Annotated in this window: 18 protein-coding genes; 8 read left to right on the top strand and 10 right to left on the bottom strand. The window is 35.2% G+C overall.

Translation table 11 applies throughout. The annotated features are described in order from the left end of the window. Nucleotides 1-21 precede the first annotated feature (21 nt). From DMB71_RS21000 to DMB71_RS20980, 5 genes are all read left to right on the top strand, one after another. The gene (locus DMB71_RS21000) at nt 22-2,007 is read left to right on the top strand and encodes a GAF domain-containing hybrid sensor histidine kinase/response regulator (RefSeq protein WP_111369570.1); all 1,986 of its coding nucleotides are present in this window, start codon (nt 22-24) and stop codon (nt 2,005-2,007) included. A gap of 76 nt (nt 2,008-2,083) precedes the next feature. Then, a complete protein-coding gene (locus DMB71_RS20995) occupies nt 2,084-2,449 on the top strand; it encodes a response regulator transcription factor (protein ID WP_111369569.1) in 366 nt (121 codons plus the stop codon). Next, nucleotides 2,449-3,663, top strand: a complete 1,215-nt coding sequence (locus tag DMB71_RS20990; protein WP_111369568.1) for a YaiO family outer membrane beta-barrel protein — start codon at nt 2,449-2,451, stop codon at nt 3,661-3,663. Before DMB71_RS20995 ends, DMB71_RS20990 begins: the two co-directional genes overlap by 1 nt. Nucleotide 3,664: 1 nt before the next feature. Further along, nucleotides 3,665-4,486 carry a hypothetical protein gene (locus DMB71_RS20985; protein WP_111369567.1) on the top strand — a complete coding sequence of 274 codons (822 nt, stop codon included), beginning with the start codon at nt 3,665-3,667 and terminating at the stop codon, nt 4,484-4,486. A gap of 12 nt (nt 4,487-4,498) precedes the next feature. Next, entirely contained in the window at nt 4,499-5,929 is a 1,431-nt protein-coding gene (locus DMB71_RS20980) for a glycosyltransferase family 2 protein (RefSeq protein WP_111369566.1), read from the top strand. A 309-nt stretch (nt 5,930-6,238) separates the two neighbouring features. Here DMB71_RS20980 and DMB71_RS20975 read toward each other — a convergent pair whose 3' ends face one another. Both DMB71_RS20975 and DMB71_RS20970 read right to left on the bottom strand, forming a co-directional pair. Beyond that, complete coding sequence (locus DMB71_RS20975) at nt 6,239-8,650, bottom strand: ABC transporter permease (RefSeq protein ID WP_111369565.1); 2,412 nt, start codon at nt 8,648-8,650, stop codon at nt 6,239-6,241. A 4-nt stretch (nt 8,651-8,654) separates the two neighbouring features. Beyond that, on the bottom strand, nt 8,655-9,365 hold the full coding sequence (locus tag DMB71_RS20970) for an ABC transporter ATP-binding protein (RefSeq protein ID WP_111369564.1): 711 nt from the start codon (nt 9,363-9,365) through the stop codon (nt 8,655-8,657). A gap of 285 nt (nt 9,366-9,650) precedes the next feature. On the opposite strand from DMB71_RS20970, the gene DMB71_RS20965 reads away from it, so the two are divergent. Together DMB71_RS20965 and DMB71_RS20960 are read left to right on the top strand one after the other, a co-directional pair. Further along, a complete protein-coding gene (locus DMB71_RS20965; protein WP_111369563.1) occupies nt 9,651-11,000 on the top strand; it encodes a sigma-54-dependent transcriptional regulator in 1,350 nt (449 codons plus the stop codon). Between the two features lie 3 nt (nt 11,001-11,003). After that, entirely contained in the window at nt 11,004-12,338 is a 1,335-nt protein-coding gene (locus DMB71_RS20960) for a sensor histidine kinase (RefSeq protein ID WP_111369562.1), read from the top strand. 252 nt (nt 12,339-12,590) lie between these two features. Here DMB71_RS20960 and DMB71_RS20955 read toward each other — a convergent pair whose 3' ends face one another. Continuing rightward, entirely contained in the window at nt 12,591-13,478 is an 888-nt protein-coding gene (locus tag DMB71_RS20955; RefSeq protein ID WP_111369561.1) for a DMT family transporter, read from the bottom strand. Nucleotides 13,479-13,480: 2 nt separating this feature from the next. Continuing rightward, nucleotides 13,481-14,002 carry a GNAT family N-acetyltransferase gene (locus tag DMB71_RS20950; RefSeq protein ID WP_111369560.1) on the bottom strand — a complete coding sequence of 174 codons (522 nt, stop codon included), beginning with the start codon at nt 14,000-14,002 and terminating at the stop codon, nt 13,481-13,483. A 64-nt stretch (nt 14,003-14,066) separates the two neighbouring features. On the opposite strand from DMB71_RS20950, the gene DMB71_RS20945 reads away from it, so the two are divergent. Continuing rightward, the gene (locus DMB71_RS20945; protein ID WP_111369559.1) at nt 14,067-14,930 is read left to right on the top strand and encodes a LysR family transcriptional regulator; all 864 of its coding nucleotides are present in this window, start codon (nt 14,067-14,069) and stop codon (nt 14,928-14,930) included. A 4-nt stretch (nt 14,931-14,934) separates the two neighbouring features. On the opposite strand, the gene DMB71_RS20940 is transcribed toward DMB71_RS20945, so the two are convergent. From DMB71_RS20940 to DMB71_RS20915, 6 genes are all read right to left on the bottom strand, one after another. Next, a complete protein-coding gene (locus DMB71_RS20940) occupies nt 14,935-15,381 on the bottom strand; it encodes a GNAT family N-acetyltransferase (protein WP_111369558.1) in 447 nt (148 codons plus the stop codon). A 418-nt stretch (nt 15,382-15,799) separates the two neighbouring features. Continuing rightward, on the bottom strand, nt 15,800-16,126 hold the full coding sequence (locus tag DMB71_RS20935) for a DMT family transporter (RefSeq protein ID WP_091132458.1): 327 nt from the start codon (nt 16,124-16,126) through the stop codon (nt 15,800-15,802). A 72-nt stretch (nt 16,127-16,198) separates the two neighbouring features. Next, a complete protein-coding gene (locus DMB71_RS20930; RefSeq protein ID WP_111369556.1) occupies nt 16,199-16,759 on the bottom strand; it encodes a Crp/Fnr family transcriptional regulator in 561 nt (186 codons plus the stop codon). Between the two features lie 155 nt (nt 16,760-16,914). Next, nucleotides 16,915-18,399, bottom strand: coding sequence for a TolC family protein (locus DMB71_RS20925; protein ID WP_111369554.1), 1,485 nt, complete (start codon nt 18,397-18,399; stop codon nt 16,915-16,917). Nucleotides 18,400-18,402: 3 nt separating this feature from the next. Beyond that, the gene (locus DMB71_RS20920; RefSeq protein ID WP_111369552.1) at nt 18,403-21,519 is read right to left on the bottom strand and encodes an efflux RND transporter permease subunit; all 3,117 of its coding nucleotides are present in this window, start codon (nt 21,517-21,519) and stop codon (nt 18,403-18,405) included. Nucleotides 21,520-21,569: 50 nt separating this feature from the next. Next, nucleotides 21,570-22,664 carry an efflux RND transporter periplasmic adaptor subunit gene (locus DMB71_RS20915; RefSeq protein WP_239453015.1) on the bottom strand — a complete coding sequence of 365 codons (1,095 nt, stop codon included), beginning with the start codon at nt 22,662-22,664 and terminating at the stop codon, nt 21,570-21,572. Nucleotides 22,665-23,480 lie beyond the last annotated feature (816 nt).

The following is a 23,480-nucleotide window of genomic DNA, read 5'->3' as shown; positions in this document are numbered from 1 at the left end:
ATACCTTTACCACGCCAAGAAATGAACAAGAATTATCCCATTCCAGAAAACGAACTGCAGCGTTTAGCGGCCCTTAAACGTTACAATATACTTGACACACTTCCCGATGATGCTTTTGACGATGCAACGAGGCTTGTTTCTTATATCTGCGGAGTGCCAATTGCCCATATTTCTTTTATTGATGAAGACAGACAATGGTTTAAGTCTGAAATTGGAATAGGAGTTTCTGAAGTGCCTCGTGAAATCACTTTCTGTAATTACACTATTTTAGATACTGAAATTGTAGAAATCAACGACACACATGTTAATGAAAGATTTAAAGATGATCCAAATGTTACTGGAGGTTTCAATGTAAGATTTTATGCTGGCGTACCTCTTACAACGCCAGATGGTTATAATATTGGAACTCTTTGTGCTATAGATCATGAGGTCAAAGAATTGAATGATAACCAACGTAATGCACTTTCTATTATAGCAAAACATGTTATAGCTCAGCTTGAGTTAGGCACAAAAAACAATCAGTTATATACTCAGAGAAAAATTGCCGAACGTGCTGTTTTGGCGAGAGACAGTTTTTTGGCCAATATGAGCCACGAAATCAGAACGCCATTAAATGCCATTATTGGTTTTACAGATTTGCTTGCGCAGACAGAACTCGATGATACACAGCGTGATTATATTGGAAGTGTTCAGATTGCAGGCGAAAATTTGCTTTTGATTGTGAATGATATTCTGGATCTTTCAAAGATTGAATCTGGAAATTTAACAATCGAAACTGAATCTTTTAATTTGAAGAAAACCCTCAAGCATGTTTATAGTTTACTGAAAGTTAAAGTGCAGAAAGAGGTTGAATTTAATCTTTTTCTTGATGCCGAATTGCCAGATATGGTAATTGGCGATCAAGGAAGACTCAATCAGATATTGGTGAACCTTATTGGAAACGCACTTAAATTTACAAATGAAGGAGAAGTAACGGTTTCGGTAAAGAAAACAGAGGAAACAGAAGACAGTTATTCATTTAAATTTTCTATAAAAGACACTGGAATCGGAATTCCGAAAGATAAGCTTGAAACTATTTTTGAACGTTTTACGCAAGGCGAAGAAAGTACAACACGCACATTTGGAGGCACTGGACTTGGCCTTAATATTGTAAAACAATTGGTAGAGCTGCAGAAAGGAGAGGTTCATGTAAAAAGTACCGTAAACCGTGGTTCAGAGTTTTTCTTTACCCTTTCGTACAAAAAATCAGATTCTGAAGAAGCAGAAGTGAAAACGGTTTCTAAAAATGATTTAGGAAATCTTAAAATACTCCTTTGTGAAGACAATGTTTTAAACCAAAAGCTGGCCAAAAGCGTAATTAATAATTTTGGTTTTGATTTGGATATCGCACAAAATGGAGAAGAAGGAATTGAGTTATTGTCTCAAAAAAAATATGATTTGGTCTTAATGGACTTGCAAATGCCTGTTAAAGACGGCTATCAAACCACAGAATATATTCGAAATGAGATGAATTCCAACATTCCGATTATTGCCATGACGGCACATTCTTTAGTAGGAGAGCAGGAGCGATGCTATAAAGTGGGAATGAATGCCTATGTGCCAAAACCATTTAAACAAGCAGTTCTTTTGAAAGCCATAAAAACGGTAATGTCACCAGATGCTGATACCCATCATAAGAGAATTATTGATATGTCTTTTTTGGATGAAATGTCAGGTGGAGATCTTGAATTTAGCAAAGAAATGATAAATCTTTTTGTTGAAAAAATTCCAAGTCAAGCCACACAATTACAAGAAGCATTTAAGAGGACCGATTATGACAACGTAAAAAAATTGGCGCATAATATGAAATCTAGCATGGATATTTTTATGCTTCAAGATTTAAGCAATTGTCTGTCGATTATCGAAGAAGAAGCATCATCTGGCGAATTTACTGCTGAAACATTAGATAAAGTAAATATTTTCAGCTGCGGAATCGAAGAAGTCGTTAAAATTTTAAAAGAGCTATGATATAATAAAAATATGCATTAGCTTTATAATTATGATGTTATAATTTTGGTTTGTCCCAAAGAGAAAAAATTAAAAAATGAGAATTATTGTAGCCGAAGATAATGATATCCTACGCAAATCGTTATCTTTTTTTCTAGAATCTAAAGGATTTAATGTTGACCAGTTTTCTGATGGAAAAGAGGCGCTAGAAGCGATCGAAAAAGAAAACTATGATTTAATCTTGACTGATATAAACATGCCGGGAGTTAGCGGAATGGAAATTACCCAGCACGTTAGAGAAAACCTGAAATCGGATATTCCTGTTATTATATTGACTTCTTCGGGTGTTGAGCAGACTGAGCTTGACTCTTTTGATATTGGAGCAAATGAATTTATTGCTAAACCAGTAAGTCCGGCTGTACTATTAGTGAGGATTAATAAATTGCTAAAAACCCGAATCTGATGAAGTTTGTATATTATTCTATTTTCCTGCTTTTTATTTCCTCTATTGCAATTGGACAAGAAATCAATATTGATGAGACTCTGACAAATGCAAGACGCGAGGCTGAAAAAGAAAATTATGATAAAGCATTGTCGCTAGTAGAACCTATTCGTGTAAAATATCCTGAAAATGAAGACGTGCAGACTTTTGCAGGAAGGCTTTATAGCTGGAAAAAAGACTATAAAACTGCTATAAAAATTTTGTCTTCAATGGCAGACAGAAATAATCCGAATCCTGAGGCTTTGCAAGCGCTTATAAATGTGTATTTCTGGACAGAAGATTATGAAAAATGTATTTCGTATTGCGATAAATATCTTGCGATCGATCCAAAATCGGTTGAGGTTTTAAAGATTAAAGCCACTTGTCTGGAGAAATTAAACCGCGATCAGGAAGCATTAGATTTGATAGATAAAGCCTCTTACATCGATAATAGCACGCAAGCCTTTAGTGGAATACGCACGCTTATCGGACGCAAAGCAAAAAATACAGTTTCAGCTTCGTACCTAAATATTTCGACTTCAAATCCAGGACAGCAGCCATTTCATTATGGATATGTTGAGTATTCGCATAAATTCAGCAAATCGGCAATTGTAGGAAGGGCAAATATTGGTAATATCGGCAGCGAAACCCAAATGCTTTTTGAAACCGATTTTTATCAGACCTTTTCAAACAAAAGCTATTTGTACGCAAATGCTGGAGTTTCAACGGGAGAAACTATATTTCCTGTAGCCAAAGCTGGTTTAGAATATTATTTTAAGCCACAGAAACATTTTGATTTCTCTCTTGGAGGACGATTCATGCATTTTGATACAGACGATATTACGCTACTAACAGGACAAGTTGCCTACAATGCTGGAATTTATAGTTTTGCTTACAGACCTTATTATGATATTTCGAACGAACTTTTTTCTCATGTTTTAAGCGTCCAGCGCGTAAATGAAGAAAAGGAACGTCTTATCAGACTGGAATTGCAATATGGAAACGTTCCGTATCTGTATCTCTACAATAATTTTACAGAGCCCTTAAAAGCATACCGTGTCGGACTTCAATATCAGCATCGCTTTGGAGATTCATTTTTTGTGCGTCCGATTTTCCTTTACGAATACGAAGAGTATATTCCTAGTGAATACAGAAACAAGTTTAATGTACAGTTAATTGTAACGAAACGTTTTTAAGATGACAGAATTCTGGGAACTATATAAAAATGGCCACTGGGAAGTGCCTTTTCTTACTTTTTGCATTTATCTGTTCGTAGCTGCTTCACTTATTCTGTATCTTATTATTGTTGCTAGCAGAAACAGTAAAATAAAACGAGAACGCTTTAGTAAGGAATACAGTTCTATAATAGATAAGGTTATGTCGGCTGTTATTTTTGAGGATATTTCTTTTGCCGAAATAAAAAAAGACAAAAATTTCCTAGTCCTTTTTGATACGCCTTTTTTTAGAGAAGTTTTGACAGAATCTCTGATAAATCTCCACAAAAATTATGAAGGTATTTATGCTCAAAAACTAGAACAATTTTATAAAGATTCTGGGTTGATAAAAGATTCATTTAAAAAACTTAAAAGCCTAAAATGGGAAGTAAAGTGTAAAGGAATCACCGAACTGGCAGAGTTTAATATAAAAGAAGCATTCGATCAGATTATTGTTTATTCTAAAGCGAGAAAAAAAACATTAAAGATTGTAGCAATTAATGCAGCGATTAAACTTGAAGGAACCGAAAGCATAAAGTATTTAGTAGAACATTCAGATCCTATTGACGATTGGATGCAGTTAAATATCATTGGAGCTTTCAAAAAACATGATATAGGCGATAGAGAAGGAATTGAACATTTATTAGAATCGCAAAATACAACAGTAATTGCGCTTGGTTTAAAACTAATAAAAGAGCTTAAACTAACACAGAAGCTTCCTTATGTTGTTCATTTGGCAGACAATACTTCAAACACTGTAATTAAATACAAAGCACAGAGTCTTTTACAGACCTTAACAGTATAATATTATAAGAAAATGACTTTTTTTAATACTGAAATAACGTGGTTTTTGGATATATACATACTCCTGATTCTTGGTTACGCCATACTAATCATGTCTTCTTATTTAATGCTGGCATATATTTCCACAAAAGAGCTTAGAAGATATCTTAAGCGAAATAGTTTTGTTGATTATGATGTGCTCTTAACCAGCGAGTTTGCACCACAACTGTCACTAATTGCACCCGCTTATAATGAAGGTCTTACGATCGAAGAAAATGTGAAATCATTGCTTTCGCTGAATTACAACAATTATCAGGTAATTGTGGTAAACGATGGAAGCAAAGACCATTCGATGGAAATCTTAACCAAAACCTACGATTTGGTTTTAACCAATTTGGAATTTCATCCGAAAATTGAAACCAAAAAAATTAGAGGAATTTATACTTCTAGAAATGCAGCTTTCAAAAAACTGATAGTTGTCGATAAAGAAAATGGAGGTAAAGCAGATGCCTTAAACGTCGGACTTAATATTGCCCAAAATCCGTATGTAGTTTGTATAGATGTTGACTGTATCTTAGATAAAGATTCACTTTTAAAACTTGCAAAACCATTTTTAGAATCGTACGGAAAACGTATTATTGCAACTGGAGGAGTGGTTCGAATTGCCAACCAATGTGTTATTAAAAACGGACGCTTGGTTGAAGTGAATGTTCCTGATGTAATGCTGTCGAGAATTCAAGTTTTAGAATATTTAAGAGCTTTTCTTTTAGGAAGAATGGCGTGGGGAAAACTCGACGGATTACTGCTGATAAGCGGTGCCTTTGGAGCTTTTGACAAAGAAATAGCTATACTTTCTGGCGGTTACAGCACCAAAACGGTTGGTGAGGATATGGAACTGATTGTGAGAATGCGCCGATATATGCTGGATAATAAACTGCCTTATTCGGTAAGTTATATTCCAGATCCGCTTTGCTGGACAGAAGCACCTGAAGATTTCAAAATATTCAAAAAACAGCGTTCCCGCTGGATGAGAGGCACAATAGAAACGTTAAGCATTCACCGCAGAATGTTTTTAAATCCGAAATATAAATTGCTAGGAATGTTGAGTGTGCCGTATTGGACCTTATTTGAGTTTCTAGCGCCAGCAATAGAATTCATTGGTTTGCTCATAACTGCTGTATTTATACTATTTGGTCTGCTAAACTGGCATTTTTTCTTTTTACTGCTGCTTTTTGTGTATACATTTGCAGTGTTGTTTTCGGTGATCGCATTGTACAGCGAAGAGAAAACCTATCACAAATACCCAAAACAAGCCGATTTTTTAAAATTACTGATGGCGGCTTTTATTGAACCATTTTACTTTCATCCGCTCACAGTTTATGCTGCTTTGGTTGGCTATAAAGAAAAAATAATGGGTACCAAAGGCTGGGGCGAAATGACAAGAAAAGGATTTACCAAGAAATAACTCATTAGTTAAAACAAAATCTAAATCTGTTTTCAAAACGATTCCAGAACTTGTACTTGTAGATTATTTTCAAAATTTAAAATTATCAGCATTTTTTTAATCTGTATGAACCAAAAGCTTTGCATCTTAGAGACTTTGCGAGATTGCATTTTTAAAACATAAAGAAAAGCTTTTGCGACCTTAAAACTAAGTTTAGCTAAAAAAGGCCTTTGCGAACTTTGCGGTAAAAAAACGCAACGAGAAGTAGAGAAATAAAAAAGCTGCGCAAGGGCTCAGACTTGCACAGCTTTTTACAAAAACTCAAACTAATTACTCGTATTTTAAATATTTTAAAACATCTACTTTAGTAACCTGATATGCTTTTGCTAAAACAATTGTCAATGTTAAAAATAACAGCGAAACAAAAGCAATTAGAAAAGGCAGGAGCGGAATATCGATTCGAGAAGCAAAGTTTTCTAACCATTTCTGCATTAATAAATAAGCCGGAATAATTCCGATTAGGAAACCAATTAAGCAGAAAAGAACATATTGTTTAGATAGTTCTTTTAGCAAAATATTGGTTTCGGCTCCAAGCGTTTTTCTGATGGCGATTTCTCGTAATCTTCTTTCCATAGAAAAAGAAGCCAAAGCAAATAATCCGAAAACGGCAATTAATATTACCACAACATTCAGTAAAGCAAACAAGTTTCTCTGATCTTGATATTTTTTATAAGTTCTCGCAAAGTTTTTATCTACAAAACCATACTCAAAAGGATATTCCTGATCAACTTTAGTTTTCCAGAATTTGTCTATAGCCGCAATTGTTTCAGGCATTTGTTCAGGTGATATTTTGACCGTAATATTTCGCATATTATTGATCACCCAGTCAAAGCTTTTAATATGAAAAAAGATCATTGGAGCAATACGGTATTCTAATCCTACATAATGAAAGTTTTTGACAATACCTACCACTTTAAATTTCTGTCCGCCAAATACAACTTCCTTATTTACAGGATCTTTTTCCTGAAGTGTTTTTGCGGCAACTTCGTTCAATAAAGCGCTCGAAATGCTGTCTGTTGCCAATTTAGGGTCTAGATCTCTTCCTTTGATTATTTTGATGCCTAAAAGATTCAGCTGTCCAAAATCCATTGGCATTTGTTGAGTAATTACTTCTTTGTTTGATTTGTAGTGAAGACCCTGCCATGAATTATCATTGCTGCCAATAGAAAATATTCCAGCAGAAACCGTTTCAACGCCTTTGATTTTTAACAGTTCCTGTTTAATGATTTTATACCTTTCATACTGATTTTTCCCTTTTTGAGGTTTAAATGAAATATCCATAATCTGAGCACCATTAAAACCTAAATCTTTATCTGCCATAAAGTTTACTTGCTTGTAAACAATAAACGACCCGATAATGAAAAGCGTAGCAATAGAAAACTGTAAAACAAGCATTCCGTTTCTAAGCCAAACACCGCTTTTGCTTCTCGAGAAGTTTCCTTTCAATACTTTAAGCGTTTCAAAATTTGAAATATATACGGCTGGAAAAACTCCCGAAACTATAATAACAAAAATGAAAATCAAGACAAGCTGCAAGTAAAACTGAGTTCCGATAAGTGTTAGATTTTTTCCTAAAAACGAATTGTAAAATGGTAGCGAAAGTTCCACAATTACCATTGCTAACAATACAGAAAATAAAGTTATCAGCATAGTTTCAAAAACAAATTGCGCAATAATTTGATTTTTCGATGCACCAATAATTTTACGTACACCAACTTCTTTAGCTCGTTTTACGGCATTTGCCGTTGCCATATTGATATAGTTTACAATTGAAAGTATTAAAATTAAGATCGATAAACCCATTACTATTTTTAGAAACTGCAAATTGGCGTTTAGTTCTGGAAAAGCAGAATTTCCTTGATAAAGTCTTGCCTTTGTAAACGGAAGAAGCCTTGATTTTATAGGGTCTCCGTATTGTTTAATAAACTGCTCAATTGATAAACCTTCAGCTTTTGCCTGTTTTTTGTAGTTGTCTTCTAGAAAAATTTTGTCTAAGTTTTGAATAACCGCAGTTGTATCGCTTTGTTTTTTCAACTTAAGCATTAAACCATAATTAAAACCCCAATTGTCTTTATCTCTTTCTAATTCTTCTTCAACTACCGGAGTAATAACTGCGGGCATTACTGATGCTTTTTCAGGCATTTTATAAACACCTCGAACAACAAAAATGCGATCGGCGTATTTCACCTGTTTACCCATTGGGTTTTCATTCCTGAAAATCTTAGTGGCTGCTGCTTCAGAAATTGCCATACTGTTGCGATCATGAAGAGCCGTTTTGGCGCTGCCTTGAATAAATTCAAAAGGGAAAAAAGAAAAGAAACTTCTTTCGGCAGAAAAGATTTTGTCAACTAATTCTATTTTTCCGTTATACTGAATCGTCTCTTTTGTATAATAAGGTCTATAATAGCAGTATTGATCTAAATACGAAGTAGTTTCTTTTAGCATTCGACCTGGAACCGGAGAGTTTGTTGTCCAGATATTTCCACCACCAAAATCGTTCATTACATTATAAATCTTATCCTTTTCAGGATTCCACTGATCGTAAGAATGTTCGTCGTTCCAGTATAGAATCGCAAAGATTAAACCTGCAATTCCAATACTTAAGCCTAAAATGTTTAGTACCGTAAATAATTTGTTATTCTTTATATGATAAACAAATATGTTTGTCCAATTCTTCAACATGATCTTAATATTTAGAATTTACTAAAACATCAACATTTCTATGATTTACTTTTTCAGAAAGAATTACACCATCTTTCATGAAAATGGTTTTCTGCGAGAATGAAGCGTCGTAATCGGAGTGTGTTACCATCAAAATTGTAGATCCGCTGGCATGAAGATCGGTTAGTAATTCCATTACTTCATTTCCGTTTCGGCTGTCTAGGTTTCCTGTTGGCTCATCTGCCAAAATAATTTTCGGATTATTGATTAAAGCTCTTGCTACTGCCACACGCTGTTGCTGTCCGCCAGAAAGCTGCTGAGGAAAATGCTTCAATCGGTGTGCAATTCCCAAGATTTTTGCCATCTCGTTTACTCTTGATTTTCTTTCTGCTGAAGGAACGTTAGCGTAAATTAAAGGCAATTCGATATTATCGAAAACTGATAATTCATCAATTAAGTTGAAGTTCTGGAAGATGAATCCGATGTTTTCTTTTCTGGCTTGCGATTTTTGTTTTTCCTTCAAACCCACCATTTCCTGATCAAGAAGTTGGTAGCTTCCGCTTGAAGCGCTATCCAGAAGTCCGATAATGTTCAATAAAGTCGATTTTCCGCTTCCAGACGGCCCCATAATAGAAACAAAATCGCCTTGATTGATGGTTAACGAAATTTCACTTAATGCTTTAGTTTCTAATTCCTCAGTTCTAAATACTTTCGAAAGTTTTGTAATGGTAATCATAATTTGACTGTTTTGATTTTGATTGATTTTCTTTTTAAATTTTTATACCCTTAGGAAATGACAGAAACAAGTCTGAAAATTAAGATAAAATTTTTTTAATTTATCGCTATTTATTTTGTTATTTGTAGTTCCGAAAGAGGTTAATTATTAATGATTTACAAGTTCTAATGTGATTTTCGTGCCAGTAAATTAAACCTTGTAAACGCCTTGTTTTTAAGGGATTATTTTTCCGAATAAATTTAAACTGTCCATAAGTGGACACCTTTCGTCCAAAACTGAACAATAATGAAAAAGACCAACGCATCTATTTTAATCATCGACGATCAGGAAGACATTCTTTTTGCATCAAAAGTTTACCTGAAAAAGTATTTTGAAAACATTTATACACTCAATAATCCTAAAAACATTGTCGAATTATTGGCAAAAAATGCCATTGATGTTGTACTGTTAGACATGAATTATAGATTAGGATTTGAAGATGGGAGAGAAGGTTTGTATTTATTGAAAGAAATAAAAACGCTTTCGCCAAAAACGGTAGTAATTCTAATGACCGCTTTCGGAAAAGTAGAAACAGCTGTTGAAGGCTTAAAATCGGGTGCTTTTGATTATATTCTGAAACCTTGGGAAAATAAAAAGCTTTTAGAATCGGTAAAACAAGCTGTAGATAAAGCCCGAAAAGAACAGAAGAAAAGTAAAGATGTTGAGATAAAAGAAGACTTTTTTGTTGGTAGTTCTGAAATTATAAAAAAGGCTTATTCGCTAGCAGATAAGGTCGCAAAAACCGATGCAAATGTTCTGATTTTGGGCGAAAACGGAACAGGGAAATTTGTTCTCGCACATCATATTCATACACAATCCGAAAGAAAAAATCAGCCGTTTATTGCAGTTGATTTGGGGTCTTTAAATTCTAATATTTTCGAAAGTGAATTGTTTGGTTATGCCAAAGGCGCTTTTACCGATGCAAAAACGGATACAGCCGGACGTTTTGAAATGGCACAAAACGGAACTATTTTCTTAGACGAAATAGGAAATGTACCGCTTCATCTGCAATCAAAACTTTTACAGGTTATTCAGACGAAAACCGTAACAAGATTGGGCGAAACAAAAGCAAGATCTTTGAATGTTAGAATTATTACTGCAACAAACTTGAACTTAAAACTAGAAGTTGCCGATAAAAACTTCCGTGAAGACTTGTATTATCGCATTAATACGATGGAGATTGTTTTACCTCCGCTGAGAGAAAGACACGAAGATAAGATTCCTCTTGCCGAATATCTTTTGGATAAAATGATTGAAAAATATAGTCGTGACGAAATCACTTTTGATAAAAAAGTCTTAGAACAGATTGAAAAACACGCTTGGAACGGAAATATCCGCGAAATGGAAAATAAGATTGAACGCGCTGTAATTCTTTGCGAAAATAATACCATCACAGTTTCTGATTTGGATTTGGAAACCGTAACGCCTTACGAAGAAAATTCAGATGATATTCAGCTTTCTTCCGTTGAAAAAGCTGCTGTTGAAAAAGCACTTCTTAAAAACAATAATAATATCAGTAAAACTGCCGAAGAATTGGGTTTGTCAAGAGGCGCGCTCTACCGACGTTTGGAGAAATTTAATATCAATATTGACTAGGTTATGTTAAGGACTTTACAAACTTATAAACTCCTTTTTCTTCGATTAACTTTTATCGTGATCGGAATCGAATTGTCCCTGTATTTCTTTAGAATTGGTTTGCTTTTTACGGGAGTTTTTGGTCTCTGCATGGTTTTTCTGCTAGGAAGGGAAATGTATTTTTATGTTAGAAATATGGTTTTGATTTATAATAAAACCATTTCTTCCATATTACAGGATGATTTTAGCTCTGATTTTTCTAAGCATAAATTCAATAGTACATATAACGAGCTTTTCACTTTGTATGAAACTTTAAAAAACAAACAAAATGAGCAAGTTACAAGAGATATTATTTACCGTTCGATTTTAAATAATATAGAATCTGGCGTTATTATTTTGCAGAAACAAGAAAGTGATTGGAGTATTTTTTTAATGAACGATTATTTTTCGAGCCATTTTAATGTTCCGAAAGTTTCAAAATGGAAATATCTTAAGAATCAGTTGCCGTCTTTGTGTGAAATTATCGAAGAAGATGATTTTCATGAAATTAAAACTTCGATAGAGCTGAGCATAAACGAACAAAGCAAACAGACGTTTGTTTTGCAGGCTTCGCGAACCGAAATTTTTGGGCAGGATTACTTTATTGTTCTACTAGATTCCATTCAGAATGTAGTAGAAAAGAAAGAAAAAGATGCCTGGATTAATCTGATGAAAGTGATTTCACATGAATTGCTAAATTCTATAACGCCAATTCGTTCAATCTGCCAGAATCTGGAAGATTTGGTAGAACAAGATACGCTTTCTACAGAAGATTTAGAAGACATCAAAAACAGCGTACAAACGATGTTGAGACGAAGCGATCATTTGCAGAAATTTGTTGAGGGATATCGAAAATTGGCAATGCTTCCTTCTCCCAAAAAAGAAAAAGCAGAATTGCTGTATTTGGTCGAAAACTGTATCGAAGTTATGAATCCGTTGTTTAGGAAAAATAATATCGAAGTGATTAATGGCGTTACTAAAAACTATTTGATTAATGTAGATTCTCAGCAGTTAGAGCAGGTGTTGATTAATTTGTTGACGAATTCTATTAACGCTTTAGAAAACAGTAATTTGAAACAAATTTCGATTTCAGCGGAAGCCAAAAATAATCGCATTTTTATTAAAGTCTCAGATTCCGGAAAAGGAATTGAAAAAGAAATTGAGGACAAAATATTCCTTCCGTTTTTCACGACTCGACCTGAAGGCGCTGGTATTGGACTTACTTTATCTAAGAACATTATTGAAGCACACGGCGGTTATATTTCGCATAAAAGCGAAAATGGAAAAACGGTTTTCGAAATTAGTTTGATTGAGGATTGATATTCTATTGATATTTTTTTGTTTTTATGCGTATAGGAATCACCGTAATCTTGTCATTCTGAGGAACGAGGAATCACACGCTGGATTCGACAAAGATTAGGAAATTCACTTTACGGAATTTCTAGTGTGATTGCTTCGCCAGTTCGCTATCGCTCGTGTTCTCGTTCCTCAGAATGACAGACATTGACAGAACTTTGTCAAAGTTTCAAACTTTGACAAAGTTTTCGAAGCAACAGAGTTCTTCATAAAGTATTAGTTTTTTCGAATAAGCATTTTTAATCTTCCACTTTTAAAGTTCACTTCAGAAATAATAGTGGCAGAAAAAATTAAAGTTCCGCCCAAAAGCAAACGCCAAGAAAGATTTTCTCCCAAAATAAAGAAAGCTCCAATTGCGCCGAAAACAGGCTCAAACAAATAAATAACTGCTACACGTTCTGCCGATAAATAACGTTGTGAAATGTTTGAAACCGTGTACATAAAAGCTGTAGAAAATAAGGCGCAATAAATTACGCCCATCCAGAACGTATTATTTTGTGGAAACCATTCTGATGAACTGTCTGTTGACGCTATTAAAAAAGTAAAAAGTGCACAAAACGCAAACATTGGCACAATAGAATATAAGAGGTTTTTGGTAGCTGAATGTTTTTCGACAGCAATTAAATAAACCGCAAAAGCAAAGGCTCCAGCAATAGTAAATAAATCCCCAAAGTTTATGGTAAATTTATCCTGAATGGCAATAATAAATAACCCAGTTAAAGCCGTCAAAGCGGCAATCCAGATTTTTAGTGAAGCATTGGTTTTATAAATTGCCAGTTTTAATAACGGAATAATAATAACGGTTAATCCAGCAATAAAAGAGCATTGAGAAGCATCTGTATATTTGAGACCAACAGTTTGCAGTTGAATACCTAAAAACATTGGCACAGCAAGCAAAAAGCCTGTTTTAATAGCTTCTCGATTGATGTCTTTAACATATTTCCAAAAAATAATACTCAATACCACAACAGCCAGCAGGAAACGATAACATAAGAATACGTTTAATGAATATTCGCCAATTGCCATTTTGGTAATCGAGTAAGATATTCCCCAGAATGCGGTGCCGAGAATTAGTAAAAACAATAAAAGCTGTCTTCTTTCCATTTTTAAATCAATACTTTTTTCATCATTAAATCAGTTTGTTCGTCATCGCCCAATCTAAAAATATGCGTGTCAAATTGTACGAAACCATTTTTAGTATAGAAACTTACTGCCCTGAAATTCTTTTCCCAAACACCCAACCACATGTACGTAGCTTTTATTTCTTCAGCAATTTTTTCTGCCTGAGCGTATAAGGCCTGTGCGACTTTTTTTCCGTGAAATTCTTTTGCAACATAAATGCGTTCTATTTCTAAGGCATTTAAATCTTCTTTTTCGGTTTGTGCATCGGCTGTATTTAATTTCAAGTAACCAACAACTTTTTCGTCTAAAACAGCTAAATAGAAATACGATGAAGGATTGTTCAATTCGGCAGTCAGTTTTTCTGTTGCGAAGCTTTCTTCTAGGTATTTTTTCATGTTTTCTTCGCTATTTACATCAGCAAAAGTTTCAGAAAAAGTTTGTCTGCCAATGGTTTGAAGTTTTAAAACATCATCTATCGTGGCTTTGGTTATTTTTAAAGTGTCCATTTTTTTATTTCTTTAATGCGTAAAAATCTATTTTTTATTCTTTATAAATGCGTAAATTGCATCAATGGATTTACAGCAGATAAAATATTTTTTGGCTTTGGCCCGCGAACTTCATTTCTGGAACACCGCCGGAAAAATGAATATTACACAATCTGCACTTAGCCGTCAGATTCAGTCTTTAGAGAATCAGCTTGGTGTTCAATTGTTTGAGCGTAACAAACGCAATGTTAAACTGACTGCCGCTGGCCAATTCTTAAAAGAAAAATGGGAGGTAGAATTGAGTAAACTCGAATTTATTCATCAATCTGCCCGCCAGATTCAGTTAGGGGAGAGCGGTACAATTACCATTTCTCATCCCGATTCTATTTCGGCTTCTCTAATGCCCGAAATTTTATCACGTATTTCTGATGCTTATCCTAAACTTAAAATCAAACTGGTTCAAGTTATCTATGAGAATCAGCAGGATTTCCTTCGTAATTATAAAATCGATTTGACAATTACGAGAGATATCAATAATGCAAAAGATATTCAATCTCAAAAAATCTATACCGATCACTTGGCCATTGTAGTTCCCGAAAATCATCCGTATCGAACGCCAGAAGATCTAACCAAAGAAACGCTTGCTTCTCAGAAGTTTATTTTGCCAACCAACGACGAAGGGAGCAGTTATAGCGAGCTTATACAAAGGTTGTTCAATTCTTTAGAAAATGCTCCAGAAGTTTATCTTCATTCTGAATTTGGTTCTTCTATAATCGCTTTGGTTCGAAAAGGACTCGGAATTGCCATTTTGCCCGATTCGTACGTTTTTCATGAAATTCCTGGAATCCGATTTATCAAATTACCGCTGGAAACCGATTTGTATGTCAATTGGAGAACTGAAGATCATAATCCTGTGTTGGCCAATGTTTTAAAATTGATTATCCCGTAAACCGTTAAGCCCTCAGCATTCCGATATGCGGAATTCCGTCTTCATCATAAACTTCTCCTTGTTCTACAAATCCTAATGATTGGTAGAATTTTGATAAATGATATTGCGCACTGATTCTAATTGGATTTTTTCCAAATTTTTCTTCACAACCCGCGATTGAAGCTTCCATTAGTTTTACTCCTAAACCTAATCCGCGATGCGATTTCTCAATTACGACTCTTCCTATTGAAACTTCATCATACGAAACTCCTTTTGGAAGCAAACGCGTCACACCTGCCAATTCGTTATCGACATAATACAACAAATGAAAACCTTTTTGGTCTTTATTGTCTAAATCGAGATAAGGGCAGTTTTGTTCGACTACAAAAACGTCACATCTCAAACGAAGCATATTGTATAATTCGTGATTGGTTAATTCGTCAAATGATTTAATGGAATGGCTGAATGTCATTTTTTATTTTAGGCTTTAATTTTTGACAAAGATAAAAGAGAGAATAATGATTAAAAATGCTATTTTTTTATCATGTGATGCCGGAAACGCATTACTGTGTGAAGTCGAAAACTTTGTCAAAGTTTCAAACTTTGACAAAGTTCGGCCAACAGTTTGGCATTCCGAGGAATGAGACACGAGCGATACCGAACTGGTGAAGCAAATCTTCGCAAGAAGGCTCCATCAAGATTTTAAAATCATTGTATGAAAAACATAGCCCGTGGTTTCAACCACGGTGATACGTATGGTAATTATGATTGCGTTCCCGTGGTTGAAACCACGGGCTATGTTTAGCACGATGACGCATTTTTCGATGTAAAAAAAAACTTTGTCAAAGTTCTGAACTTTGACAAAGTTGAATGTAATCGTCAATATATTTTTAGTGAGAAACCGCTTTTAAACCAACAATAGAACCAACCAAAGTGGCTAAGAAAAACAGTCTCCAGAAAGCTGCTGGTTCTTTAAAAATAAAGATTCCAACTAAAACAGTTCCTACAGCGCCAATTCCTGTCCATACCGCGTAAGCAGTTCCTAACGGAAGCGTTTCTGTAGCTTTCATTAATAAAAGCATACTTACTGTTAAAGATATAAAGAAACCAATATACCAATAGTACATTTCTGTTCCTGTTGTTGCTTTTGCTTTTCCGAGACATGATGCGAAGGCTACTTCAAATAGACCTGCGATGATTAAGATAATCCAGTTCATATAGTTAAATTTTATGCTGCAAAGTTCTTTTATGGAAATCAGAAAAAAATTAACAAATGATAAAAAATGAAATTATTTTAATTCTGCACGTATTCTGCTTAAACTGACTTGTGTTATTCCCAAATAAGAGGCAATATGACCTAATTGTATTCTTTGCAAGAGTTCGGGATGATCTTTCATTAATTCCAAATAGCGTTCAGACGCATTTTTAAACTGTTTAGAAATCAAACGCTCTTCTGTTTTGATTAATTCTTTTTCGGCAAATTTTCGTCCCCAATTGGCTATGTGAACATCTTCATTAAAGAGTTTTCTAAGATTTTCTGTTTTTAGTTCGTATAATTTGCAATCTTCCAAAAGTTCGATAGTCTCATAACCAGGCTGATCTTCCACATAACTTTTCATCGAAATAATGGTTTCGCCTTCTTTTCCAAACCAGAAAGTAACTTCATTATCTCTTTCTACATAAGCTCGCACCAATCCTTTTTTTATAAAATAAATATTCGATTCTACTTTGTTGGCTCGAAGCAAAATATGTCCTTTAGAAAATGCTATTTCTGTAACATTGTTTTGCAGAGCAAGTTTAGATTGCTCAGGAAGTGGGTGTATGTAATCAAGAATTTTGGAAATATCCATCAACGGAATTTTAGTATTTTTGGAATAAAGGTAAAAAGTAAACGGCAAAATGAAGTTACTTTAATAAAAAAATCCCATTTCAAAAGAAATGGGATATAAAATAACCTCTGCGATGAGCTATTATAAACAGAAGCCATTTTTGACCAACATATAGACTAATTTATTCCTCCGCCTAAAGCTTTATAAAGCAATACTTGTGAGTTTGCATTTCGAAGCTGGATATCAACAAAATCCAATTCTGCCTGCAGTTTATTTTTTTGTGCGTTGATGATTTCCAGATAATTGGCATAACCGCTCAAATACAAGTCGTTTGAGACATTTACGGCAATTTCAAGATGATCAATTTCGTTTAATTTGTATTTTAAAACATCTTCGTAAGCTTCGTTTCTGTGCAATAAAGCGCTCAATTCGTTGAAAGCTGTTGTTACTGCATTTTGATATTGAAGAAATGAAATTTCCTGTCTTCTGTTCGAAACATAAAATTCCTGTTTGATTTGTCCTTTATTGAAAACAGGAGCTGTCAATCCGCCCAATAATTGCCAAGCGAAAGAACCAGCGTCAAATAAGGTGTTGAACGAAAATGAGTTGAAACCAGCATAACCGCCCAGATTTACAGTCGGGAAAAAGGCAGCTCGAGCCGATTTAGCATCGGCGTTACTTGCTAATAATTCGAAGTAAGCTTCAGATACATCTGGTCTTTTATGAATAATAGAATCTACGCTTATTTTTTGATTTAAAACCTCTAAATGTCCAGCTAGGAAATCACTGCTTCTGTCAATTTTTCCGCCATATTCACCCAAAAGTGTCAATAAAGCTTTTTCAGTCTGATCGATACTTAATTTTAATTCTGAAGCCTCGGCATGAATATTATTGTTTTGCGCGTTAAACTGCTGTACAGCCAATTCAGTAGCTTTTCCAACCGATCTTTGTGCAGAAACAATATCCAATGCTCTTTCTTGGGTTTTCAAGTTGTTGTCGTAAATCGCCGCTTGTTTGTCTAAAGCTACAAGTTTAAAATACAAGTCGGCAACATCTCCTAAAAGGCGTGTTTGCAACAAACGCATTCCTTGCTGAGAGGCAAAAAATCGCTGTTGCGCTGCCTTTTTACGATTGCTTAGTTTTCCCCAAATGTCGGCTTCCCAAGAAACTTTTGCTCCTAGAAAAAAGTTAGGAGTTACCTTTTCATTGATTTTTTGTTTATCTGTAATATTCTGAGAGAAGTTAGTATCATAGTTACCAACGCCTTCCATAGTATATTTTCCATAGTGTGTTCCAGAAGCATCGGCAACAAGATCTAAAGAGGGAAGAAGCGCCAGTTTTGCCACTTTTAAATGCGAATTGGCAATCAAGATTCTTTCCTGCATGATTAAATAATCAGGATTTTTGGCAATAGCTTTCTTTAATAAAACTTCTAGTTTTGGATCTTTAAAAAAGGTTTCTGTCTTTAACGGAATAAATGTCTCGCTTGATGCTTCTTTCCTTTGTGCATCAAAATTTTCTGGAAGCTTTGCTGCATTTAGTTTGTTACTGACTTTTGGTGCAGAACAAGCTGTCAAAAGTAAAATTCCCGTAATTACAACGGCACTTTTGGTTGTCCTTATCATATCAGTATTTTTATATTGATTTATTATGTCTTTCATTGTTTAATTTTTATTCATTCGTTTTTCCAATTTCGCAAACAGTATGTAAAGTCCAGGAATAATCAAAAGGCCAAACACAGTTCCTATTAACATTCCACCCGCAGCTGCCGTACCGATCGAACGGTTACCAATTGCACCCGCACCAGAAGCGATACAAAGCGGAATCAATCCTGAAATAAAAGCAAAAGAGGTCATCAAAATAGGACGGAAACGAAGTCTGGCTCCTTCAATTGCGGCTTCGACAATATCACGTCCGAGTTTGTTCTGTGCCATTGCAAATTCTACAATCAGAATGGCGTTCTTGGCGAGTAGACCAATCAGCATGACGAGTGCTACTTGAGCATAAATATTATTATCGAGTCCCACCATTACAAGTGCAATGTAAGAACCGAAAACTCCAACTGGAAGACTCAATAATACTGGAAACGGAAGCAATAAACTTTCGTATTGAGCCGCAAGTAATAAGTATACAAAAAGTATACAAAGTGCAAAAATGTATGTCGTTTGGTTACCAGACAGAATCTCTTCGCGCGTCATACCAGACCATTCTACTTCAAAACGGCTTGGCAGTTTTTCGGCAGCAATTCTTTCGACGGTGGCAATGGCGTCTCCAGAACTGTAACCTTCAGCAGGTTCACCGTTAATCATAGCCGACATGTACATGTTGTAACGCGTTAAAACTTCAGGTCCATAAACTCTTTCTAATTTGATGAAAGTAGAAAACGGAACCATTTCGCCTGTTTCATTCTTCAAATACATATCCAAAATACTTTCTGGATTTTGGCGGAATTGTGGACTTGCCTGAACCATCACTTTATACATTTGAGAGAAACGGATAAAATTGGTTGCATAAAAAGAACCTAACATCGTCTGCAAAGTGCTCATGGCATTGTCAACCGAAATTCCTTTTTTAGCCGCAAGATCGTAATCAATATGAATTAAATATTGCGGGAAAGTGGCGTCAAAACTCGAAAATGAGTTCTGAATTTCTGGCGAAGCGTTTAATTCTTTTATGAATTCTTTGGTTACTTTATCGGTATTGGTAATGCTTCCTCCAGATTTATCTAATAAACGAAGCTCGAAACCACTCGTATTACCAAATCCGGGAACGGTTGGTGGTGCAAAAATCTCGATTTGTGCATCGGCAATGTTTTTTGTTTTTTCGGTAAGTTCAGCCATAAATTCGGTAACCGAAATATCACGTTCGCTCCAGTCTTTTAAGTTGATCATTCCCATTCCGTACGAAGCTCCAGCGATTTCAGTTACAATACTGTATCCTGCAAGAGTTGTTACGTTGTCTACACCTTTAATTCCTTGAGCAATTTTGGTTACTTCATCTAAAGCTTTTTCAGTACGTTCTACAGTTGCTCCTTGTGGCGTTGTAACACTTACGTACACCATTCCCTGATCTTCCGTCGGGATAAAACCTGACGCTAAGAATTTGGTTGTTCCCCAAGTCAATACGCAAAACAGCACTAATAAACCTACGGTTACAGTGTTACGGTCAGCAAATTTCACCAATACTTTGATGTATTTTGAAGTAATATTATCAAACCAATGGTTGAATCTATGGAAGAAACGATCTAAAAGCGATTTTTTCTCTTTATTAGGATCGTGCGCTTTCAGCATAATAGCACAGAGGGCAGGAGTAAGCGTAAGGGCATTAATACCCGAAATGACAATACTAATTGCCATTGTCAATGAGAACTGCCTGTAGAAAACCCCAACAGGACCGCTCAAGAAAGCAACCGGAATAAATACAGCAGCCATCACAATCGTAATTGCAATAACGGCACCTGTAATTTCTTTCATGGCGCTAATGGTAGCATCCATTGGCGACATATGTTCTTCGGTGATTTTTACGTGAACGGCTTCGACGACGACAATTGCATTATCAACCACAATTCCGATAGAAAGTACCAAAGCAAAAAGCGTCAATAAATTGATCGAGAATCCCATCATGGACATAAAGGTAAACGAACCAATAAGCGCCACAGGAACTGCCAATACTGGAATCAAAGTCGATCTCCAATCCTGAAGGAAAAGGAAAACTACAAATGCAACCAAAATAAAGGCTTCAACCAAAGTTCTTAATACTTCATGAATCGAAGCGTCAAGGAAACGAGAAACGTCGTAAGCAATATTAAATTCCATTCCAGGAGGAAAAGAAGAAACTTTCAATTCAGCCATTTTTTCTTTTACGCTCGCAATAACTTCAGAAGCATTCGAACCCGGACGTTGTTTTAGCATGATTGATGCAGAAGGTTTTCCGTCGGTTTTAGAAACCATTCCGTAACTCATTGCACCAAATTCAATTTTTGAGATGTCTTTTAATCTTAAAATTGTTCCGTCTGGATTGGCTCTTAACGGAATTTCTTCATATTGTTTTGGCTCGAAGAATTTTCCTCCATATTTAATTACATATTGTAATTGATTGTTCATTTGTCCTGAGCCTTCACCCACTTTACCTGGTGCGGCAGAAATATTTTGTTTTTGAAGAGAAGCAATCACTTCATTTGCCGAAATATTATACGAAAGCATCTTTTCGGGATCCAGCCAGACACGCATCGAATATTCTTTCTGACCCATGATTTCGGCACGTCCGACACCATCAATACGTTTTAATTCCTGAAGGATATTAATATCGGTAAAGTTGAAGATAAACTGCTCATCCTGAGTTTTGTCGGTACTTGTAATGTTCAAGTACATCAACATACTGTTTACCTCTTTTTCGGTCGTAACTCCGGCACGAATTACCTCTTCTGGAAGTTCATCCAATATCGTAGTTACACGGTTCTGCACGTTTACGGCAGCCAGATCGGGATCGGTTCCTACTTCAAAGAAAACCTGAATTAATGTCAAACCATCGTTGGAAGTTACGGTTGACATATACGTCATTCCGGGAACTCCATTTATGGCTCTTTCTAACGGAAGGGCGACGGCATTGGCCGAAACTTCTGCGTTTGCTCCTGTATATTTTGCTGTAACGGTTACAGACGGCGGTACAATGTCTGGGAATTGGGTAATAGGAAGCTGAAACAACGCCAGCAATCCCAGAAGGACTATCATAACCGAGATGATTAATGACAATATTTTCCTTCTGATAAATAACTCTATCATTTTAAATGTTTTAGATAAATAATTAAATAACTGTTTTACAGATCGATAACCTACATTTGTTTCATGTTGATTTTATCGCCGTCTCTCAATGATTGCGTACCTTCTTGTACAATCAGGTCGTCGCTTTTTAGACCTTCGTTCAAGATATAAACATCATCTAGAGTTGTTTCAATTGTAACATTCGTCATTTTAACTACTCCATCTTTGTTCACGCGGAAAACGTATTGTTTGTCCTGAATAAAAAATACAGCTTTCTGCGGAATTAAAATTGCATTGGTTTTTGGCTCTGAAATAATCAGTTTACCAGAAGTTCCGTGTTTGATAAATCCTTGCGGATTGTGAAATTTTGCTTTGTATTGAATAGAACCCGTTTGTCTGTCGATTTCTCCGTCAGCGGTTCTTAATTCTCCTTTTTGATCGTAAACTTGTCCGTTTGGCAATACCAATTTGATATCGCCCTGCGTGTTTAAGGTTTTGTCTTCCATCATTTGGAAATACGTGTTCTCAGGAATTGAGAAATAGGCGTAAACGTCGTCCAATTGAGAAACAGTTGTCAGTAACGAACCGTTTTCTACTAAACTGCCTTCTTTAAACGGAATACGGTCAATTGTTCCGTCAAATGGCGCGCGGATTGTGGTAAAGCTAATCTGTTGGTTGATTGCTTTTCTTTCGGCAACTGCGTGTGCAACTTTCGCGGAAGCGGCTTCATATTTTGCTTTAGATAATTCTAATTCTTTGTCTGCAATTACTTTTTTATTGAAAAGGGTTTGCGCCTGTTCCAATTCTACCGTTGCAATTCTTAAATCGGCTTTTGCGCTTTTGTAAACAGCTTCGGCTTTTAGAAGCTGAATCTGAAGTTCAACATCGCTTATTTTGAAAAGGATTTGCCCTTTTTTTACTTTTTGTCCTTCGCTAACGTAAACTTTATCCAGTAAACCCGGAATACGAACGTGAATTTCTACATTGTTTTTAGCATGTACATCGGCAACAAATTTGCTCGAAACTATGGTGTCTTTTAGGGTTACCTTATAAACAGGAACTGTTTTTATGTTGTTTGAATCTTTTTTTGCTTTATCTCCGCACGAGACTAAAACGAATAAAGCCAAGGTGCATAAAAGAAATGGATTTTTATAAATGCTCATCATTAGGTTTAAATTTTTGAATAAATAGATGTGCTCCCTTGATACTAAAATATCGGGAGTTCGAATTTGGATTTTGAAAATAATAAGGCGTACGGATGTTTCTCTTTTTGAAAAGTACCGTTTTAGAGAAATGTTTTTATAGCAATAGCAACTCAATCACATACATAAATGAGGTATTGTTCCAGAATACTAGAATATAAAAACGACGAAATTTTGCAGCCTAGAAAAGTTGGTACAAATGAAGATGAGGATGTCTTTCAATATGGTATATTGAAGCTATACCATAGATTAAGCTTTCTTTATAAAGCTTGAAATTAACCAAATTGCTGAGATACGGAGCTCTGATCGTACTTTGTTCCAAAGTAGTCGCTCTGCATTTCATTTTCTTTTTGAGCTTATAATGAACTTCTAAATTTTTAGAAGAAGAAAAGTCAGAAGAAAATATTTGTGTATCGTCTGCCGCAACGCTATCTAAGGTAATACAGCTGCTGAAAGTATAAATCGGCGAATACGTCTCGGTGCCTCTGAAAAAACAAAGCAGCGAAAGTAAAACGATATATATGAACTTAGTGGGTTTCATACAACTACAGCAGGAATTACAATTTTGTTCCTTAAAAAGTGGGATTAATTATTCTTTAAAGTGCGCCAAATATAGTAATTTGAAAAATAAGGTTTCTTAAAATTTTTCTAAAAACCATGAGATTTAAAAATTTGATAATAATTGGGGTTGGTTTTTAGAGGGTTGATTATTTTTGTTTCGCTATAAGTTATTATGTAAATGATTTAAGCTTAATGCAATTTTAAAATGCCGATATTTGA

Source organism: Flavobacterium tistrianum, from assembly GCF_003254545.1.
GTDB lineage: Bacteria > Bacteroidota > Bacteroidia > Flavobacteriales > Flavobacteriaceae > Flavobacterium > Flavobacterium tistrianum.
This window is presented reverse-complemented; position numbering and strand designations above follow the sequence as displayed.

Excerpts from the sequence above, each read along its gene's own strand:
- DMB71_RS20920 (WP_111369552.1), bottom strand. The coding sequence starts at position 21,519 with ATGATAGAGTTATTTATCAGAAGGAAAATATTGTCATTAATCATCTCG.
- DMB71_RS20915 (WP_239453015.1), bottom strand. The coding sequence starts at position 22,664 with ATGATGAGCATTTATAAAAATCCATTTCTTTTATGCACCTTGGCTTTA.
- DMB71_RS20960 (WP_111369562.1), top strand. The coding sequence starts at position 11,004 with ATGTTAAGGACTTTACAAACTTATAAACTCCTTTTTCTTCGATTAACT.
- DMB71_RS20965 (WP_111369563.1), top strand. The coding sequence starts at position 9,651 with ATGAAAAAGACCAACGCATCTATTTTAATCATCGACGATCAGGAAGAC.
- DMB71_RS20970 (WP_111369564.1), bottom strand. The coding sequence starts at position 9,365 with ATGATTACCATTACAAAACTTTCGAAAGTATTTAGAACTGAGGAATTA.
- DMB71_RS21000 (WP_111369570.1), top strand. The coding sequence starts at position 22 with ATGAACAAGAATTATCCCATTCCAGAAAACGAACTGCAGCGTTTAGCG.
- DMB71_RS20940 (WP_111369558.1), bottom strand. The coding sequence starts at position 15,381 with ATGACATTCAGCCATTCCATTAAATCATTTGACGAATTAACCAATCAC.
- DMB71_RS20935 (WP_091132458.1), bottom strand. The coding sequence starts at position 16,126 with ATGAACTGGATTATCTTAATCATCGCAGGTCTATTTGAAGTAGCCTTC.
- DMB71_RS20975 (WP_111369565.1), bottom strand. The coding sequence starts at position 8,650 with ATGTTGAAGAATTGGACAAACATATTTGTTTATCATATAAAGAATAAC.
- DMB71_RS20925 (WP_111369554.1), bottom strand. The coding sequence starts at position 18,399 with ATGAAAGACATAATAAATCAATATAAAAATACTGATATGATAAGGACA.
- DMB71_RS20985 (WP_111369567.1), top strand. The coding sequence starts at position 3,665 with ATGACAGAATTCTGGGAACTATATAAAAATGGCCACTGGGAAGTGCCT.
- DMB71_RS20980 (WP_111369566.1), top strand. The coding sequence starts at position 4,499 with ATGACTTTTTTTAATACTGAAATAACGTGGTTTTTGGATATATACATA.
- DMB71_RS20990 (WP_111369568.1), top strand. The coding sequence starts at position 2,449 with ATGAAGTTTGTATATTATTCTATTTTCCTGCTTTTTATTTCCTCTATT.
- DMB71_RS20930 (WP_111369556.1), bottom strand. The coding sequence starts at position 16,759 with ATGGATATTTCCAAAATTCTTGATTACATACACCCACTTCCTGAGCAA.
- DMB71_RS20995 (WP_111369569.1), top strand. The coding sequence starts at position 2,084 with ATGAGAATTATTGTAGCCGAAGATAATGATATCCTACGCAAATCGTTA.
- DMB71_RS20955 (WP_111369561.1), bottom strand. The coding sequence starts at position 13,478 with ATGGAAAGAAGACAGCTTTTATTGTTTTTACTAATTCTCGGCACCGCA.
- DMB71_RS20950 (WP_111369560.1), bottom strand. The coding sequence starts at position 14,002 with ATGGACACTTTAAAAATAACCAAAGCCACGATAGATGATGTTTTAAAA.
- DMB71_RS20945 (WP_111369559.1), top strand. The coding sequence starts at position 14,067 with ATGGATTTACAGCAGATAAAATATTTTTTGGCTTTGGCCCGCGAACTT.